The sequence below is a fragment of the Chitinophaga sp. SVR4-12A genome, assembly GCF_056754765.1.
In genome coordinates this window covers 4,764,229-4,783,630 of the sequence record NZ_JBPGWP010000001.1, presented here as the reverse complement: position 1 = coordinate 4,783,630, position 19,402 = coordinate 4,764,229, and the positions used below count along the sequence as shown (strand labels likewise).

Below are 19,402 nucleotides of genomic sequence, written 5' to 3'. Positions count from 1 at the left end.
ACTTTACATTTGAATTACGAAGGCCTTCCTGTTATCAGCAGGAAGGCCTTTTTATTTTCGAGCTGATGCATTAACACACCAACATAATTAATCAATTGATCTTTCCCTTCACCAGCTTACTGAAGGTATTCCGTGCATCTTCGTTTTCAAAAGCGCTGGTAGGGATCAGCAGAAAGGATTTTTTATCCCGGTACAGGAAGAAGAATTTCCGGGTTTCCACCAGGCGGGAAAAATTATTCCAGGATAACTGCCGCTGGTGATCGCTGGCCCGGGTAGATATCATTAACCCGTCCTCGGTATATCTTAGCCGTATCTCATCTTTAAAAGTGGCAGCCTTATTATAGGTGGATAAGGGTAACACATACCAGAATGCCCATGCGATCAGGCCGGTCATGGCTATAATGCCAATCAGTGCATTCAGCGTTACCAGCTGAAAGAAAAATCCGGCCAGGGCAGCCAGCACCAATATACATAAGGTATTACGGAAGACTTTGATCTCACCCCGTCTCGAAAAGTGATAGCGTAATGCATTCAATACATCCTCCTTGTTATAGCTAAACTCTACGTGCATTATGCCAGGCAACAGGTTTTTTATGGTCTACGATCAACAACTACTTGGGCGCAGCAATGGACATCGGGTTTTCCATATCATCCCGTTCTGTAACAGGAGCATATTTTTTACGGTTTGCTACAGGCTTCTTGATCTTCTCAAGATCATCCTCGCTCAATCCCGGAAAATTATTCTTGATAAACTGAAAATATTGTTGCAGCGCTTTGGCGTCTACTTTAAACGGAAATACCAACGATTTACCGCCACCTTTCAGGTAATCATTACTATTGATCCTGTTTTCATTCTGCAGGTACCATTTGTAAAGGTCCACTACAGCATTCTCCAGGGCGCCGTCTTCTACAGCGCTGTTATCTTCACGGCTCAGCATCCATACGTATTCTTCTACGCGGCTGGGCTTAACGGTAGCTTTTACAGCAGCCTTGCTTTCACTGGATGGCTTTTCCGGATTCTCACATTTCTCCTTGTGTCCATCATTATCAGTGGCATATGCTGATGCGGCTGAGGCGATGATCACCATCAGCAGGAACAACAGCGTTCTCATGTGAAGATATTTTTTTGATGTGGGGAAAACAGAAAAGCCTTGCATGTTCTCCATACATCTTTGAGAAAATATTGGCATGCCTGGCTTCATATAGGTAATTTTTCAACTTTAAAAATACAAAATAGAATTTACAAATCCCAAAAAACAAAATCGGCCTACCTTTACCATTAACATTATTTAACATATGGTCTGCCGCCGCGGGCCTTGTCTTTTTCTTATGATTCCTGCATTTATCAACTGGAGCAGCGGTAAAGACGCCTGCTTCGCCCTCTGGACCGTCCGCCAGCAGGGCATTTATGACATACGCTACCTGTTCACCACTCTCAGCGCCGGCTTTCAGCGGGTATCCATGCATGGGCTGCGGGAAGAGCTGCTGGATGAACAGGCCAGGCAGATAGGCATCCCCCTTAAAAAAGCCTTTCTACCGGAAAATGCCTCCATGGAAGACTATAACCAGCTAATGCAGCAGCAGATGGAAGCTATGCTCCGGGAGCATATTTCTCATGCGGTATTCGGCGATATCTTCCTGGAAGACCTCCGGCAGTACCGGGAAACACAGCTGGCTGGGATAGGTATGCAGGGAATATTTCCCATCTGGAAACAGGACAGCCGCGAACTTTTAAAACAGATCATAAAGGCCGGTTTTAAAGCTATCGTTGTATGCGTGAACGCCCGTTACCTGGATGCAAGCTTCGCGGGCCGGATCATTGATGAACAATTCCTGGCAGACCTGCCCCCGGATGTAGACCCCTGCGGGGAGAACGGAGAGTTTCACACCTTCGTTTTTGACGGTCCCCTCTTTAAATCGCCCGTATCTTTTACTCCCGGCGAAACCGTAGAACGCAGCTATAGCGCGGGCAACTGGGATAACCGGTTCTTTTTCAAGGAATTACTGCCCTGAATAAAAAACAAAAGCAATGGATGAACCATTGCTTTCGAGAGTCATTTACAGTGCATGAAGAGTCATGCTTGTAGAAATATTTGGTTTTTCATAGGACAGTAACCATAATAAAAATTAATACAATAACAAATATATAAAAAATCTATAATGATGTTAGTGTAATGTTAAAGATTTGGAAAAGCTCAAAATCAGGCTTGAAATATTAGTAAAAAATTAAATAGGAAGCGCCTTTTTAAAAATAATCAAATGAGACCGGAAAGAAGGGAGTGGGAAAAAGATGTTCATGTTGGGGTCTCAACTAAAAAAAGTAAGGGCACCTAGAAAGGCGCCCTCAATTTGTTACTATCCTATGAAAACCCTATTTGAATACAAAGGTAAGTGCATGTTAATTTTCTTTGAAATTTTGAGCCAAGAATAACAAATCATTAACAAGGCCTTTGCTGACAACGCTTTCAGCTGCATCCCATACTATTTCCGCAGTTCAAACACTTGTAGCAAGTGCCTGAACGCACGGTAATATGACCACAGGTATTACATGCCGGCGCATCGCTTTGCATGCTGCGCATATAATCCTGTGTACTGTTCTCACTGGCCGCCAGCGCTTGTTGCTTCACCGGTTTGGGACTGGCTGTATTACCTTTTCCAGTCAGCACTGTTACCCGCACATTGGATAAAGAAGGCTGTGATTGCGCCGGTAGCGATTCAGGCATATCATCATCTTCTCCCGTATTACCAGGAGCATCCAGCACATGCACCAGGTCTGTTCTGCCCAGGTACTCATAGCCCAATACCCTGAAGATATAGTCTATCAAAGAAGTAGCTGATTTAATGTTGGGATGGTCTACCATGCCCGCCGGTTCAAAACGCGTAAACACAAATTTATCTACAAACTCTTCCAGCGGCACGCCATATTGCAGGCCTACAGAAACCGCAATGGCAAAGCAGTTCATGAGGCTGCGCAGCGTTGATCCTTCCTTGGCCAGGTCTATAAAGATCTCGCCCAGTGTGCCATCTCCGTATTCACCGGTACGCAGGAAGATCGCCTGTCCGCCCACCTTGGCCTTTTGTGTAAAGCCGCGGCGTTTACCCGGCAACGTTTTACGCTCGATAATGCGTGACAGCTGGCGTTTCAGCGTGGTATCCGGACTGGCCTGCATACGCTTGCTTACTTCTTCCAGCAGTTCATCGATGGTAAGCTGGTTCAGGTCTATGATATGTGTAGCAGTTTCCTTGTTGTTCTCTTCGGCGGCTTCCGCTTTTTTCTTTTTATCGCTCTTGTTGCTCAGCGGCTGGCTTAGTTTAGAGCCGTCGCGGTACAGAGCACAGGCCTTTAGCCCCAGCTCCCAGCTAAGCTTGTAAGCGTCTTCTATCTCTTCAACGCTGGCCTCATTAGGCAGGTTGATAGTTTTGGAAATAGCGCCTGAGATGAACGGCTGCGTGGCCGCCATCATACGGATGTGCCCATGCGCGTGGATATATCGCTCACCTTTTTTGCCGCACTTGTTGGCACAGTCAAATACAGGCAGATGCTCTGCTTTGAGGTAAGGCGCCCCTTCTACGGTCATAGTGCCGCAGATATAATCGTTGGCGGCTTCTATCTGCTCATCTGTAAAGCCCAGCTCATGCAGCAGGCTGAACTCCATATTGAAATACTGCTCCGGCTTGAAGCCCAGTCTTTGCAGGCATTCTTCGCCCAGTGTGTACACGTTGAACACAAAAGAGATATCAAAAGAAGAAGCTACGGCCGTATCCAGCTTCTTCATTTCTTCAGCGATAAATCCTTTTCGCTCAGCGACTGATGATTGATGTAAGGCGCACCTGCAAAGCTGCCGGCCCCTTTGGCGTAATCAACGATCGCTTTTATCTGGTTGGGCTGGTAGCCCAGGTTTTTTAATGCGGAAGGGATACTCTGGTTGATGATCTTGAAATAGCCGCCACCACTCAGTTTCTTGAACTTTACAAGTGCAAAGTCCGGCTCTACGCCGGTAGTGTCGCAATCCATCACCAGGCCGATAGTACCCGTGGGTGCTATCACGGTGGATTGTGCATTGCGGTAACCGTACTTTTCGCCCAGCTTAACAGCATCATCCCATGCTTTGGTAGCAGCTTTCAGCAGGTAATCGGGGCAATACCGTGCATTAATGCCCTGGGGCTTTATTTCAATGCCTTCATAAGCATCGGCCGCATCATAAGCGGCTGCACGATGATTGCGCATTACCCGCAGCATATGCTCCCTGTTCTCTGCGAACTTGGGGAAAGCGCCAAGGTGGCTGGCCATTTCAGCGGAAGTGCTATAGGATACTCCGGTCATGATCGCGGTAATCGCTCCTGCAATACCCCTGGCTTCTTCACTGTCGTAAGCAATGCCGCTCACCATCAGCATAGAGCCCAGGTTGGCGAAGCCCAATCCAAGGGTACGGTACTCATAGCTCAGCTGCGCCACCTCTTTGGATGGGAACTGGGCCATGTGCACAGATATTTCCAGCACCACTGTCCACAGGCGCACTGTATATTCAAAACCCTGCACGTCAAACTGGTTCCGTTGCTCGTCAAAGAAACGGCGCAGGTTCACAGAAGCCAGGTTACAGGCGGTGTTATCCAGGAACATATATTCTGAACAGGGATTGGAGGCGTTAATGCGCCCTCCTTCCGGACAGGTATGCCACTCATTGATGGTGGTATCATACTGTGTGCCGGGATCTGCACAACGCCAGGCGGCGTAGGCGATCTGGTCCCACAGGTCTTTGGCGCGCACTTTCTTCATGGTCTTGCCATTGGTGCGGGCTTTCAACTCCCACTCGCCGTCTTCCGCCAACTTGTGGAAGAAGCTGTTGGGGATCCGTACAGAGTTGTTGGAGTTCTGACCAGACACGGTACGGTAAGCCTCTCCTTCATAGTCGGAAGAATAGCCGGCGGCGATCAGCGCGCCTACTTTTTTTTCTTCCTCTACCTTCCAGTTAATAAAGTCCATGATCTCCGGATGGTCCAGGTCCAGGCACACCATTTTGGCGGCCCGGCGGGTAGTGCCGCCTGATTTGATAGCGCCGGCAGCCCGATCGCCTATCTTCAGAAAGCTCATCAAACCGCTGGAAGTGCCACCTCCGCTCAGTTTCTCTCCTTCGCCGCGAATGTTGGAGAAGTTAGTGCCCACGCCGGAGCCATATTTGAAGATGCGGGCTTCCCGCATCCAGAGATCCATAATACCACCATTGTTCACCAGGTCGTCTTCCACGCTCAGTATAAAGCAGGCATGCGGCTGCGGGCGCTCATAGGCAGAAGTGGACTTCTCTACCTTGCCGGTGGCAGGGTTCACAAAATAATGTCCCTGTGGCTTGCCGGTAATGCCATAGCTTTCATGCAGGCCGGTATTGAACCATTGGGGGGAGTTGGGCACACAGGCCTGGTTCAGCATACAGTAAACCAGTTCTTCGTAAAACACCTGTGCATCCTTTTCAGAAGCGAAATAATCGCTGCGTTCTCCCCATACGCGCCAGCAATTGGCCATACGGTGCACCACCTGTTTAACGGATGTTTCGCGGCCCAGGCTACCATCAGGCTGAGGCACCCCCGCTTTGCGGAAATATTTCTGGGCCAGTATGTCGGTTGCTATCTGAGACCATGCCCGGGGCACCTCTACATTATTCATTTCAAACACCACATCCCCGCCCGGGTTGCGGATCACCGATGAGCGCAGCTCGTACTCAAATTGATCATATGGGCTTGTCCCTTCCTGGGTAAAGTGGCGGGAAAATACAAGGCCGCCTTTGTTAATAGCCTGTTTCATCCGTTTAGATATTTTTTTCCATTGGCAGGACGGGAACCCGGCATTCACATAACTACACCAGCAGTAAGTGGCTGCGCTTAATGGTGTTAGACCTACTTTAAGTAGTTGCTCAGGGTGTAAAAGGTGTTACTTATGCCCGGTTTTATCTGTCCCATGAATTGGAGATTTAACAATAAGATTTTTCTGAAAACCTGAGGTATTGCTAAAATAATTTTTTAAATTTAGGATAAGTCATTTTTCTTTTTCACAGCTTGTGGATAATTGGAAAACCAACTGTCAGATGCCAACAGACCTCAGGCTGCCAGCCGTTTCCCTACCTTTAAAGGCTTTAAATATCAGTACATTAGGAATGTTAATAACCAAAAAATGGCCTAAACCTTGCTATGGTACAATTGGTAGGCCAGGTTTTACTCCAAAAGCAGGATCTCAGCTCCCATAAAAAATGAATGTCATGCATATATACAACACGGGTAGTCACTTTTACCAATTTTTTTATACATTTGCGACAACCGGAACAACGCTTATTTGATGTACAAAAAACTATACACTTCTTTCGTTGAAAGAAAAGCAAAAGGTTTAAAGTCATTTGCAGTCCTGATTGATCCGGATAAGGTAACGCCTGCTGGAATAACAGACCTTGCAGCCAAATGTGCAGAAGCCAAGGTGGATTATATATTCCTCGGCGGCAGCCTGGTCATAACCCAGCACCTCGATGAATGCGTACAACGGCTCAAATCTGCCTGTGACATCCCTGTTGTGCTCTTTCCAGGAAGCCCTACCCAGGTGTCTCGGTATGCAGACGCTCTCCTTTACCTTTCCGTAATATCCGGCAGGAACCCTGAGCTCCTTATTGGCCAGCACGTGGTGTCGGCCGCCGCGGTTAAACGCAGCGGGCTCGAAATTATTCCTACCGGCTATATGGTGATCGATGGTGGCGTTCCTACCACGGTTTCCTATATCAGTAATACCACCCCCATCCCTGCAGACAAGGATGATATTGCCATGTGTACCGCAATGGCGGGGGAAATGCTCGGATTGAAAATGATCTATATGGATGCCGGCAGCGGCGCCCGCGACGCCATCAGTGAAAGCATGATCAGCCAGGTGTCCAGCCAGGTAAGTGTGCCCGTGATCGTTGGCGGCGGTATCCGCGATGCAGAAAAAGCTTATCTCGACTGTAAAGCCGGTGCAGATGTGATCGTTGTAGGTAATGCTATCGAAAAAGACCTCTCCCTGGTTAAAGAAATTGCCGACGCAGTGCATTCAGCGCCGGTAGCTATAAAATAGCCGTCAGCTGCTAGCTTTTAGCCGTTAGCATTAAGCGCTAATAGCTAAAAGCTAACAGCCAAAAGCTGATTTCACAGGCTCATCATCTCCTTAAACTTCACCGCCTGCCTACGGCTTACCTCAATCTTTTCCCCGCCACGCATTTCCAGCAGTAAGCCACCATTAAAGTAGGTATCGATCTTCTCTATCATGCGAAGGTTTACAATATGTTTGCGGTTGGCCCTGAAGAAGGTCCGCTCGTCCAGGCGTTCTTCCAGCGCATTCAATGACTTCAGTATCAGCGGTTTGTTGTTTTCGAAATACACCCGCGCGTAGTTGCCCACGCTTTCAAAAAGGCGTATCTCCTGCAGCTTTACGAACCAGCAGCGGTCTCCATCCTTTACAAATACCTGGTCATTCTCCGAAAGGATGGTGCGTATGCCTCCGGCTGCCGCCTGACGCTCCTTTTCTTCCTGCTGGTGCAGCTTATGGATGGCATCTGCCAGGCGTTTGGGCTCAATGGGCTTCAACAGGTAGTCCAGTGCGTTGTACTCAAAGGCTTTGAGGGCGTGTTCGTCATAGGCCGTGGTGAATATCACCTGCGGTGTCCTTTCCAGTTCTGCCAGCAGATCAAACCCTGTTTTGTCCGGCATCTGGATATCCAGGAACAACAGGTCGGGATGCAGTGTCTCAATCTTTTCCAGCCCGTCCTTAGCATTTACCGCTTCTCCAACAACTACGATCTCCGGGTGATCGGCCAGTAATTTCTTTAGTTCGCTTCTGGCCAGGCGTTCATCATCAATTATTAGCGCTTTTTTCATCTGAAACTATTTGTTTGGTTGATGACAGTGGTTTTAGCTATCAGCCTTAGCTGTTAGCCGCCGGCTAACGGCTAATAGCCAACAGCTAAAAGCTCTATATCAACGGCATCAGCACTTTTGCTTCCACCGTTTCTTCATTTTTGTTATAGATCTCAAAAGAGGCCCGGCTGCCAAACAACAGGCTCAGACGCTGCCGGGTGCTCTGCAAGCCAAAGCCCTGCCCGTTACCGGGTTCCACGATCTGTATCTGGCCCGTGTTCTCAATGGTGAGCTCATGCTGCATCTGCCGCAAATGCGAGCTGATACGCACCACGCCTCCATGCACCATCCTGGAAATGCCGTGCTTAATGGCGTTCTCCACCAGGGTTTGCAGCATCAGCGGCGGCACGGGCAGCTCCAGCGTGTCGGGATCAATATCATACTGCACCTTCAGCCGCTCCTCAAACCGGATGTTCTCCAGCGCCAGGTAATCTTTCACAATATTTAACTCATTTTCCAGGCTTACCGTTTCAACTTTCTCTACCTGCATGGAGCTGCGGAGGATGTTAGACAGCTCCGTAATGGCCGTCCGCGCCCGTTGCGGGTTCTCATCCACCAGGGCCCGGATGCTGTTCAGCGCATTGAATATAAAATGCGGGTTCAGCTGCGATTTGATGGTTTTCAACTCCAGCTCCTTTACCGTGCTTTCCAGCTTCAGCTTATCAACCTGGGTATTCCGGCTCCTGTCTACATAATGCCAGATAAAGTAGATCAGCCACCAGATGGTGGTGATCAGGCAGTTGGACAACAGGCTCCTGAATACCTCCTGCCCCGAAAAGGCCTTACGATGGTCTGGCTCCCGGAAAAAATTGCTCACCGAGGTTGCCCCCAGAGACATGAGCACCCCGGCCCCTACGATCAGCGCAAAGAATAACAATATCTGCTTCTCAAAACTATATTGAAACCAGTTTTGCCGGTTGATAACATTCCTCAGCAAATGAGTGGACAAGAGCCCAAACGACATCAAAATGATGATATTGACTAAGAAGGAAGATTCTACCTTTCCGTTGTAAGAATAAGCAAAGAAGATATTGATCACAAAATACGCCATCCACCCAAGTACCTGGCACCACCAATATTTTGATATGTGTTTAAACATCAATTTGAAATTAGTAAACTGTCGCTTTATTTCAAAAATACCATTCAGCACTGCCCACCTGAAAGTAAATGTTATCAAAGGGCAGAAGTACGGATGGGTGGATTTAAGGTGCCGCACATCCGCACATTATTTTTACCTATTTTTGCCATATATTTATAACAAACCCTGATCCGGTATTATAACTATGAACATTACTCCCGGTCCTTTGCTGGGCCAGATACAATACCCCGCCGACTTGCGGAAGTTAAGCAAAGAACAGCTTCACCAGGTATGTGATGAGCTACGCCAGTACATCATAGACGTGGTTAGCGTGCATGGGGGCCATTTCGGGGCCAGCCTGGGCGTGGTAGAGTTAACAACCGCCCTGCATTATGTGTTCAATACACCGTACGACCAGCTGGTATGGGATGTTGGCCACCAGGCCTACGGCCATAAAATATTGACCGGACGCCGGGAAGTATTCCATACTAACCGTAAATACAAAGGCCTCAGCGGGTTTCCTAAACGCGACGAAAGCCCTTACGACACCTTCGGGGTAGGACACTCTTCCACCTCCATCTCCGCCGCCCTGGGCATGGCCATCGCCTCCCAGCTCAAAGGAGAACAGGACCGCCAGCATATTGCCGTGATAGGCGATGGCGCCATGACCGCCGGTATGGCCTTCGAAGCGCTTAACCACGCAGGTGTGTCCAACGCCAATGTACTGATCATCCTGAATGATAACTGCATGTCCATAGATCCCAATGTGGGCGCGCTGAAAGAATATTTAACAGACATTACTACCTCCCATACGTATAATAAGTTACGTGATGATGTATGGAACCTGCTGGGCAAGCTGCCGGTAGGCAAACGTTTTACCCGCGAGATGGCCTCCAAACTGGAAGCCAGCCTCAAAGGCATCGTGTCCAGCTCCAGCAACCTGTTTGAATCCTTCAGCCTGCGCTATTTCGGGCCTATCGACGGTCATAATATCACCAAACTGGTAGATACCCTGCAGGACCTGAAAGACATCCCCGGGCCCAAACTGCTGCATATCGTTACCACCAAAGGCAAAGGATATGCCCTCGCAGAACAGGACCAGACCCTCTGGCACGCTCCCGGGTTGTTCGACAAGATCACCGGCGAGATCTTTAAAAAGCCGGTCACCACCCCGCAGCCGCCCAAATACCAGGATGTATTCGGACATACCATCATAGAACTGGCAGAGCAGAACGACAAGATCATGGGTATCACACCCGCCATGCCGTCCGGCTCCTCCCTGAAATTTATGATGGAAAAGATGCCGGACCGCGCCATCGACGTGGGCATCTGCGAACAGCACGCCGTAACCCTTTCCGCCGGACTGGCCACACAGGGCATGCGGGTGTTCTGTAATATCTACTCTTCTTTCATGCAAAGGGCGTACGACCAGGTAGTGCACGATGTAGCCATCCAGCACCTGCCTGTGGTCTTCTGCCTGGACCGTGCCGGACTGGTGGGCGATGACGGTCCCACTCACCACGGAGCTTACGATATCGCCTATATGCGGAGCATTCCCAATATGATCGTGAGCGCCCCCATGAACGAGGAAGAGCTGCGCAACCTCATGTACACGGCACAGCTGCCCTCCAACAATTCACCATTTACGATCCGCTATCCCCGCGGACAAGGCGTAATGCCCGATTGGCGTCAGCCTTTCCGTGAGATCAAAATAGGCACCGGCCGCAAGATCCGCGACGGAAAAGACGTGGCCATCCTTTCCATTGGTCATCCCGGCAACTTCGTAACAGAAGCCTGCAAAGAGCTGCTGGCAGACGGACTGCAGCCCGCCCACTACGATATGCGCTTCGTTAAACCGCTGGATACCGAAATGCTGCACGAAGTGTTCAGCAAGTTCAATAAGGTGATCACCGTGGAGGATGCCGCCCTGCCAGGTGGCTTTGGCAGCTCCATACTGGAATTCATGGCCATGAATGGTTATCACGCCGAAGTACGGATGCTGGGCATACCAGACCGAATCGTGGAACATGGCAAGCCGGAAGAGCTGCACCGCGAATGCGGGTACGACGCCGCTGCCATTGCCGCGAAAGTGAGGGAAATGCTTAAAAGTAAGATCACTGTAATAACAGAATAAACTAAGAAATTCCAAATCCCAGATTCCAAATTCCAAACAGCGAAGATCTTCGCGAACACCATTTGGAATTTGGAATTTGGGATTTGAATTTTTACCCAATGCCGGATCTGTATCTTCGTTTGCGTATCACCGAAATAATAAAGGAAACACCGGACGCCTTCACTTACCGCCTGGAAAATACCAGCGATGAACCAGTGATCTACCAGGCAGGTCAGTTCCTCACTTTCCTCATAGCGCTGCATGGCACTACCTACCGCCGTTCTTATTCTTTAAGCTCAACTCCCGGCATAGATCCCTTCCTGTCTGTCACCATCCGCGAAAAGGAGAACGGGGAGATCTCCCGTTACATTCTGCGCCACTGGCAGCAAGGGGATATCATTACCAGCCTGCTGCCCAGCGGCCGCTTTACCCTTAATACGCTGGGCCCGCGCCCCCGTGATATCTTCCTGATGGCCGCCGGCAGCGGTATTACCCCCATCTTTTCCCTGCTGAAACATATTCTTTACCGGGAGCCATCGGCCAGGGTTACACTCATTTACAGCACCACTTCGCCGGAAAGAACCATCTTCTTTGAACAATTACAGGCACTGCAAACCAGGTTCAGTGCACAGCTGCAGATCATCTACCTGTTCAGCAGGCAGCTGCCTGATGACAACCCCGGTTTCATCCGCCGGCTGAACAACGTTTCATTGGAGCCACTGGTAAATGAGCACCTCCGCTACAACAGGGAAGATGCGGAATTCTTTACCTGCGGCCCCCCGGATTATATGCGTATGATCCTGCTCACCCTTACTTTCATGGGCTTTGCAGAAGAACAGCTGCACAAGGAGAACTTTGTGGTGAATACCGCCGTAAAGGTGGAAAAGGCCGGACGCCCCGGCGACGCCTCTCCCAAAGATGTACAGCTGCTGATCGGCGGTAAGTCCCATCGTATTACCGTCCCCGGTGATCAGCATATCCTTGACAGTGCCCTGCAGCAGGGCGTATTACTGCCCTACAGCTGTAAGGGTGGCGTTTGCGGCTCCTGCACCGCCCGTTGTACCGAAGGTAAAGTATGGATGCCCGTTAATGAGGTGCTCACGGATAAAGAGCTGGCCCAGGGCTTTATCCTTACCTGCGTGAGTTACCCAATCAGCGAACACGTCAGGATAGAGCTGTAAAAAGCTACAAGCTGCAAGCTAACGCCGTTCATGCGGGTACCTGAATAAACGGTATACTCCTTCAGCTTGTAGCTTGCAGCTTGGAGCTTTCCCTTATAGCGCGCAGCTATAAATTTTGTCCTTCGCTTTTTTATCGTTAAATTTTGATAAAAATGCTGCCATGCGTTATACCCCTTTCAGGCTGGCAACTGTGTGTTTTGCAGGTATTATCCTATGGTTGTCTGTGCTGTTCCTGATCAACCGGATACTCCCGGAGCCTGTTTGGCTCTCCTACGGTCTGTTTGCCTCATTCAGTACAGCGCTCTTGTTCTACTTTTTATTCCGCTACCGTTTTGTGCTGCAATATTTCCGTGTGTTCGACAATCATCCCATTCCTATGTGGATATACGAATACGGAACGCTTCGCTTTCTGGCCGTGAACCGCGCAGCAATAGAAAAATACGGATACAGTAAGAAGGAATTTCTTTCACTAACGCTAAAGGACATACGTGATCCGAAGGAGATTGCTAAAATGCTGGAGAGTGTGCAACAGAACCGTCCGGATGGACAGTACCGCGGTTTATGGAAACACCGCAAAAAAGACGGTACTGATTTTTATGTAGAGCTCTACGGGCATGATGGTTATTACCTCGGAAGGCGAACCCGCATTGTCATGGCGGTGGATGTTGATGCACAGGTAAAGGAAAGCATCGAAGCACATGAACTGGCAAAGCGGTATGATCTCGTCACCAAAGCCACTAACGACGCAGTTTTTGATTGGGACCTTGCCACTGATAAGGTTATCTGGAACCATGGTCTTTATTCCCTGTTCGGCTATACCCCGCAAACCGGCGCTACCATGGAGTGGTGGCTGGCGCAGGTACATCCTGATGATAAGGACCATGTGATCACCTACTTTGAAGAAACCCTGCAAAGCACAGATGAATATTATGAAGCACAATACCGCCTGCTCTGTGCGGGCGGCGCCTATAAATCTGTATTGGCAAGAGCTTATATCATCCGTGAGAACGGAACGGTTCTCCGTATGGTAGGACTGCTGCAGGATATAGATCACATTGTTGAAAAGAAACAGATCATTCAACGCCTGCGCGAGCAGAACGAAGGTCTGCGGGAGATTGCCCGCATCAACTCCCACGAAGTAAGACGGCCCATTGCTTCCATCCTCGGCATTGCACAGCTTTTTGATAAAAGCAATCAGGACATGTCGCTCAACAACCAGCTCATCGACTGGCTGTATGACAGCACATCACAACTGGACGAGATCATCCACAAGGTGGAAGAAAAAGTGAGGGAAATAGAGAAAAGTAATTAAGAGAGGTAAGTGGTTAGTCGTAAGTTGTAAGTAAATGCAGCGAATACCAATCACTGGCCACTTTCGACTAACCGCTTACGACTTCTTTTTACTTTGCAAATTGCTCGAACTCATGTCTTAGTTCACCGTACAACTTTTGAAAAGTCTCCATACGGTCATGTAAAGTGCCAACATCGTCAACAGGACGATCGTCATGAACAATCGCAAGGACGCCATTATTCATCAATTTCTTCGCAGATTGTTTGAGGTCATGGAACAATTCATCCGCTACTTCCATCTGGCAAATGAACTGGTTCTGAAAATGCTCTACATGGATAAGCATATCAGCATCTGTTTTCCGGTACGCCATCTGTTCTAACCTGCCGCGCATTTCCCGTATTTCCTGCCGTGCATTGTCTACGTTGCTTTTCCAGGAACTGATCTGCTGCTGCAGGTCTGAAGTCTGTGTTGGAATTTCCATGGTGTATTGATTTTATTGTAGCAGTTAAATGATGAATGAACATAGAACGAAGTGCTCATCATTTCCTATCGCTATCAGTCAATATCCAATGTATATAGTGAAAGCCATTTCTAAGTTACGATCTTTTTTCTTTTTCCGACGTGAACCAGGAAATACCTTCGATAATACCCGCTGCGCCTGGTTTTTCTGATTGCAGTACGTGGGTAAATGGCAGGGTGTACTGCAATAATGCCGCTTCGGCAAGCCCTACAACCACACCTTTAAAACCGGCGTCGTATAATGACCGGTCGTTCATGGTATCACCGGCCACCAGTACTTCCTCAGCCGGGTAGCCAAGCATTTCCAGCAGCTGCGTGAGCGTACTGCCTTTATTGACGCCCGCGGGTAATATATCCAGGTATTTTCCGGCCGACTGCAGCACATCACAGCCCAGCTCAGTAGCAATGGCAGATGCTACATCAATAGGGGTGCTGGCATCGTAATAAAAGGAACAGCGCCTTTCCTGGGGCACTTCCTGGTAGCGTAAACCGGATACCTGCTCCAGCTGGGCCCTTACCATCGCCTCTCCGGGCCATTTCTGCTCAATGGCTTCCTGAAGAGGCTGCACCGGCTCCAGGCTACTGCCTTTTACCACGGTAGCGCCCACGTCGCAGATGATATAATCCGGCATTGGCATCTGAGGGTCGTCCAATAAAGGCTGCACATTGGCCAATCCCCTGCCTGTAACAAATACCAGGCTTACATCTTTCTGCTGTTTCAGCCAGCTGTATAACTGCGCTTTGTCTTCCGGGCTGCCGCCCAGGAATGTGCCGTCAAGATCCGTTGCTAGTAACATCGCTTAAAAATACAAACAATTTGAAAATCAATTCAGAGCAACTAAGTGCGCGTCGTATTGACACACTACATATTTATGCTTATATTCAGGTGATCAAAACTACTTCCACCTTATGAAAAATTGGCCCTTTATACCCTTTGCTATCCTTGCCTTATCTGCTATCCTACCGGCCTGTAACAACAGCCCTTCAAAAAACGAGGACGGCACGCTTACCATCAACGGGTTTACTTTTCGCGACCTGAACAAGAACGGGAAGCTGGACCCTTACGAAGACAACCGGCAGCCTGTAGAACAGCGCGTGAACGACCTGCTGCAACAAATGACGCTGGAAGAAAAAGCCGGTATGCTGTTCATTAACGGCACCAAAGTAAATGCCGACGGCAGCCTGGACGATAAGCCCGCAGAAGGCATGCTGGCCGGAGTGATGGCCGCTACCAAACTGGTGGACAGCATGAAAATGAACCATTTCAACCTCTGGATGATTCCCGCTCCACCCAGGGAACTGGCCACCTGGTATAATAGTCTTCAAAAATACGCCGCCAATACCCGCCTGGGTATCCCGGTCACCATCGCCTCCGATCCACGCAATCATTTCAGCAATAATATCTTCGCCATGCAGGCCAGCCGCTTCTCTCAGTGGTGCGAGCCGCTCGGACTGGCGGCCATCGGCGATACCGCCCTTACCCGCCGCTTTGCAGAAATATCGCGGCAGGAATACGTTTCCGTAGGTATCCGCGAGGCCCTGCACCCGCAGGTAGACCTGGCCACTGAGCCGCGCTGGCCCCGCATCAGCGGTACCTTTGGCGAAGATGCGGCGCTCTCCGCAAAAATGGCTTATGCTTACATACTGGGTTACCAAGGTAATTCGCTGAACGATTCGGGCGTAGCCTGCATGACCAAACACTTCTCCGGCGGCGGCCCCCAGAAAGAAGGGCTGGACCCGCATTTTGAATTTCAGCGCGGACAGGTATACCCTGGCAAGAATTTCAATTACCACCTTATTCCCTTTGAAGCAGCGTTTAAAGCGCATACAGCCGCTATTATGCCCTATTACGGCGTGCCCATGGATCAAACTAGCGAGAACGTAGGCTTTGCCTTTAATAAGGATATTATTACCGGTTTATTGCGCAACAAATATCACTATGATGGTGTGGTATGTACAGACTGGGGACTGATCTCCGACGCCAACCTGGGCGCCACCATATGGCCTGCGAGGGCCTGGGGCGTGGAAAAGCTCAGCCCCGAACAGCGCGTAAAAAAGGTGATCGATGCTGGTGTAGACCAGTTTGGCGGTGAGAACCTGCCTCAGCTGGTAGTGAACCTGGTAAAGAGTAAACAAATTACCGAAGCGCGTATAGACACCTCCGTTAGAAGGCTGCTGCGGCAGAAATTTGAACTGGGACTGTTTGATCATCCCTTTGTAAATGTCGAAAAAGCAGCCACCATGGTAGGCAATGCCGCTTTCAGCAAGGAAGGAGAAGCTTCGCAGCGCAGAGCCATCACGCTGTTGAAGAACACCGATAAAAAACTGCCGCTGAAACCCGGCACATTAAAACTGTATATAAAGAATATAGATCCTAAAGTAGCCGCAGAATACGGCGTGGTAGTAGACCAGGCCGCTGATGCAGACATCGCCATCATTCGCCTTAACACACCCTTTTACCCCGTAGCCACCAAGAACCCGTTCGCTTTGATGTTTCACCACGGCGATCTGGACTTTAAAGGCAAACAGAAGGACAGCCTCCTGATGCTGATCCGCACCACACCGTCTATCGTAGACATCTACCTTGATCGTCCCGCCGTGATACCCGAGATTAACGAAGCTGCCAAAGGCCTGCTGGCCGACTTCGGCGCCAGCGATGCAGCCGTATTGGATGTGATCTTCGGCAAAGCCAAACCGGAAGGAAAACTACCTATTGAACTGCCTTCTTCTATGGAAGCCGTACGCGCACAAAAGGAAGATGTGCCGTATGATTCAAAGCAGCCGCTGTATAAGTTTGGCTGGGGAATGAGTTACTAAGGCAGTTTGAGGTTTGAAGTTTGAGGTCTGAGATTCGTTAAAAGCTAAAGGTTCAAAACAAGTTTTATATCCAATCAGACAGTTTCTCTGACGAAGACGTCTACATTAAACTTGCAACCTTCAACGAACCTCAGACCTCAAACTTCAGACCTCAAACTAGCTTAGCGTCGCCTCCAACGTTATACTTGTATTCATCAATTTCGAAATCGGACAATTCGCCTTTGCATCTTCCACCAGCTCATCAAATTTCCCCTTGTCCAGGCCCGGCACTGTTGCATTTACCACCAGGTGACTGCTGCTCACCATACCGTTCTCCAGCGTAACAGTAGCCCTGGTGTCAATATTACCCGGTGTAAACCCTGCACCGGAGATCAGGAAGCTCAGCTTCATGGTGAAACAGCCTGCATGCGCTGCCGCTACCAGCTCTTCCGGATTAGTGCCTGCGCCGCTTTCAAAACGGCTGCTGTAAGAGTAGGGAGTATGGTTCAGTACGCCGGTTTCTGTAGTCAATGTGCCTTTGCCTTCTTTACCTGTGCCTTGCCAGTTAGCAGATGCGGATCGTTTCATTGTTGCAATTTTTGAGGTGAGTAATAAGAGAGAATCAAGTTAATAAAAAAACCGCCCCGATTATAACCGGGACGGTTTTTACTTTTCGCCTGACAATTGATCCTTCAGCTTCTTTTCCTGCTATAATGTTTCATTTATTCCATTCTATCTGTGCCCTTCCATTTGCACTTTTCAATTATCAGGGTCACTCCCCTACATTGTTCCACTTATGCTGATTATTGCTGTTACTGTTCTATGAATCCTTTGCTATTCCTATGTAAATTCTACCTTGTTTAACCTAAAACACTTCAAACATTATTGCTTCACCACTTCTACTGCTGCCAGCAATTTCACTTCATCACCCAGCACCAGGCCGCCATTATCGGTAGTAGCGTGGAAAGACAATCCAAATTCTTTACGGTTGATCTTACCAGTCAGTTCAAAACCTGCTTTCACTTGTCCCCAGGGATCTTTTGTGATACCGCCATATTCAACAGCCAGTTCAACAGGCCTGGTATGTTCGCGGATGGTAAGATCGCCGGTTACTTTATAATTTGATTCGTCTAATTTTTTCACTTCTTTAGAAACAAAGCGCACTTTCGGATACTGTGCAGCATCGAAGAAATCGGGCGCTTTCAAGTGCTGGTTGCGGTCTGCGTTCTTGGTGCTGATGCTGTTCACATCTGCTTCGAACGTAATGCTTGCGCCGCTGAAATCATCGTTGGCAGATTCAACCGTGCCTTCGAAATTTGAAAACTGACCGGTTACGGTGCTGATCATCAGGTGCTTTACTTTAAATTGTACTTCGCTGTGTGCTGAATCAATTTTCCAGGTTGCCATTGTTTGTGTTTTTAATCAGTTTATTTTAAAAAGGTATTAAATACTAGTTGTTCGCTGTTAACCGCTACCAGCTAAAAGCTAATAGCCAAAAGCCAGCTGCTACTTCAGATGTCCCATTTTTCCGGCGTTGTAGTCATCGATGGCCGCCATTATTTCATGTTCTGTGTTCATCAGGAAAGGCCCGTAGGCAAATATGGGCTCATCGATCGGCTCACCATTCAATACCAGCAGTGTGGCATCGGTAATGGCCGTGATAGTGATCTCTTCACCTGCTGTATCAAACAATGCAATCTCCACTTCTTTCGCAGCATGCGTTTCATTATAGTTCACGGAGCCTTTCAGCGTTACAATGCCGGTGCTATAGTTTTCCGGTAAGTTGAGCGTTACGCTGTCACCGGCTTTGAGCTGTATATCAAACAGGTTCAGCGGCGTAAAAGTGCTGGCTGGGCCATCGTGACCATTAAAGTTCCCGGCGATCACCCGCAGCCGGCTATGCTCACCCACCGGTACTACCGGTATCCGGTCTTTAGAAAGTTCCTGGTAGCGGGGAGCGGTCATCTTATATGCCTTTGGCAGGTTCACCCATAATTGCACTACTTCCAGCGTACCACCCTGGCGGGCAAATTCCGTTTCATGTTTTTCCTCATGCACTACGCCAGAACCTGCTGTCATCCACTGTACATCGCCCGCATACAACTTTCCGTAGTTCCCTGCGGAGTCGCGGTGTTCCAGGGCGCCCTGATACAGGATCGTCACGGTCTCAAAACCGCGGTGCGGATGCTCATCTACGCCCCTGGGTTTATTGCTTGGAGGAAAGTAGGCCGGCGCCCCGTAATCCAGTAAAAAGAAGGGGCTGATCTTTTTTCCCAACCTGTTCCCGCTGGGAAATACGTTCTGCACCCTGAATCCATCGCCCACCATATGCGGCGCCGGAGCCTTATATATATTGCTGACACTTTTTATTGTTTTCGTCGTTATCATATTAACCTCCTGAATACGACACAAAATTATGCGTTGCAACAACTATTTGAAATGGATAAAACATCGCAAGTGGTGCACTTTTTTTAGTTTGAGCTTTGAAGATGGAGGTCTGA

At 49.0% G+C, this 19,402-nt stretch carries 15 protein-coding genes and 1 pseudogene; 6 read left to right on the top strand and 10 right to left on the bottom strand.

The genetic code is table 11. From position 1 onward, the window contains the following. Positions 1-91: 91 nt before the first annotated feature. Complete coding sequence (locus tag ACR9Y8_RS19730; protein WP_481214968.1) at positions 92-571, bottom strand: YcxB family protein; 480 nt, start codon at positions 569-571, stop codon at positions 92-94. 40 nt (positions 572-611) lie between these two features. Continuing rightward, positions 612-1,112 (bottom strand): hypothetical protein, encoded by a 501-nt coding sequence (locus ACR9Y8_RS19725; RefSeq protein ID WP_481214967.1) that lies wholly within the window; start codon positions 1,110-1,112, stop codon positions 612-614. Between the two features lie 217 nt (positions 1,113-1,329). On the opposite strand from ACR9Y8_RS19725, the gene ACR9Y8_RS19720 reads away from it, so the two are divergent. Next, positions 1,330-2,013 (top strand): Dph6-related ATP pyrophosphatase, encoded by a 684-nt coding sequence (locus tag ACR9Y8_RS19720; RefSeq protein ID WP_481214966.1) that lies wholly within the window; start codon positions 1,330-1,332, stop codon positions 2,011-2,013. Positions 2,014-2,465: 452 nt separating this feature from the next. Here the strand turns inward: ACR9Y8_RS19720 and ACR9Y8_RS19715 are convergent. Next, positions 2,466-5,797, bottom strand: a pseudogene (locus ACR9Y8_RS19715) (vitamin B12-dependent ribonucleotide reductase). 528 nt (positions 5,798-6,325) lie between these two features. Here ACR9Y8_RS19715 and ACR9Y8_RS19710 point away from each other — a divergent pair. Beyond that, positions 6,326-7,084 (top strand): phosphoglycerol geranylgeranyltransferase, encoded by a 759-nt coding sequence (locus ACR9Y8_RS19710; protein ID WP_481214965.1) that lies wholly within the window; start codon positions 6,326-6,328, stop codon positions 7,082-7,084. A gap of 71 nt (positions 7,085-7,155) precedes the next feature. Here the strand turns inward: ACR9Y8_RS19710 and ACR9Y8_RS19705 are convergent, their stop codons facing one another. After that, entirely contained in the window at positions 7,156-7,884 is a 729-nt protein-coding gene (locus ACR9Y8_RS19705; RefSeq protein ID WP_298736485.1) for a LytR/AlgR family response regulator transcription factor, read from the bottom strand. A gap of 94 nt (positions 7,885-7,978) precedes the next feature. Beyond that, complete coding sequence (locus tag ACR9Y8_RS19700; RefSeq protein WP_481214964.1) at positions 7,979-9,022, bottom strand: sensor histidine kinase; 1,044 nt, start codon at positions 9,020-9,022, stop codon at positions 7,979-7,981. 184 nt (positions 9,023-9,206) lie between these two features. On the opposite strand from ACR9Y8_RS19700, the gene dxs reads away from it, so the two are divergent. From dxs to ACR9Y8_RS19685, 3 genes are all read left to right on the top strand, one after another. Further along, positions 9,207-11,135: a 1-deoxy-D-xylulose-5-phosphate synthase gene (gene dxs, locus ACR9Y8_RS19695; protein ID WP_481214963.1), complete on the top strand. Its 1,929-nt coding sequence runs from the start codon at positions 9,207-9,209 to the stop codon at positions 11,133-11,135. A gap of 98 nt (positions 11,136-11,233) precedes the next feature. After that, positions 11,234-12,295 (top strand): 2Fe-2S iron-sulfur cluster-binding protein, encoded by a 1,062-nt coding sequence (locus ACR9Y8_RS19690; protein ID WP_481214962.1) that lies wholly within the window; start codon positions 11,234-11,236, stop codon positions 12,293-12,295. Between the two features lie 160 nt (positions 12,296-12,455). Then, complete coding sequence (locus ACR9Y8_RS19685) at positions 12,456-13,607, top strand: PAS domain-containing protein (RefSeq protein ID WP_481214961.1); 1,152 nt, start codon at positions 12,456-12,458, stop codon at positions 13,605-13,607. Between the two features lie 88 nt (positions 13,608-13,695). Here the strand turns inward: ACR9Y8_RS19685 and ACR9Y8_RS19680 are convergent, their stop codons facing one another. Both ACR9Y8_RS19680 and ACR9Y8_RS19675 read right to left on the bottom strand, forming a co-directional pair. Further along, positions 13,696-14,067, bottom strand: coding sequence for a hypothetical protein (locus ACR9Y8_RS19680; RefSeq protein WP_481214960.1), 372 nt, complete (start codon positions 14,065-14,067; stop codon positions 13,696-13,698). A 115-nt stretch (positions 14,068-14,182) separates the two neighbouring features. After that, on the bottom strand, positions 14,183-14,902 hold the full coding sequence (locus tag ACR9Y8_RS19675; protein WP_481214959.1) for an HAD family hydrolase: 720 nt from the start codon (positions 14,900-14,902) through the stop codon (positions 14,183-14,185). Between the two features lie 112 nt (positions 14,903-15,014). Between ACR9Y8_RS19675 and ACR9Y8_RS19670 the strand changes: the two genes are divergently transcribed. Continuing rightward, positions 15,015-16,922 carry a glycoside hydrolase family 3 protein gene (locus ACR9Y8_RS19670; RefSeq protein ID WP_481214958.1) on the top strand — a complete coding sequence of 636 codons (1,908 nt, stop codon included), beginning with the start codon at positions 15,015-15,017 and terminating at the stop codon, positions 16,920-16,922. A 156-nt stretch (positions 16,923-17,078) separates the two neighbouring features. Here the strand turns inward: ACR9Y8_RS19670 and ACR9Y8_RS19665 are convergent, their stop codons facing one another. The 3 genes from ACR9Y8_RS19665 to ACR9Y8_RS19655 form a co-directional block, all read right to left on the bottom strand. Continuing rightward, a complete protein-coding gene (locus tag ACR9Y8_RS19665) occupies positions 17,079-17,489 on the bottom strand; it encodes an OsmC family protein (protein WP_481214957.1) in 411 nt (136 codons plus the stop codon). 294 nt (positions 17,490-17,783) lie between these two features. Beyond that, on the bottom strand, positions 17,784-18,308 hold the full coding sequence (locus ACR9Y8_RS19660) for a YceI family protein (protein WP_481214956.1): 525 nt from the start codon (positions 18,306-18,308) through the stop codon (positions 17,784-17,786). A gap of 99 nt (positions 18,309-18,407) precedes the next feature. Next, the gene (locus ACR9Y8_RS19655) at positions 18,408-19,289 is read right to left on the bottom strand and encodes a pirin family protein (protein WP_481214955.1); all 882 of its coding nucleotides are present in this window, start codon (positions 19,287-19,289) and stop codon (positions 18,408-18,410) included. Between the last annotated feature and the right edge of the window lie 113 nt (positions 19,290-19,402).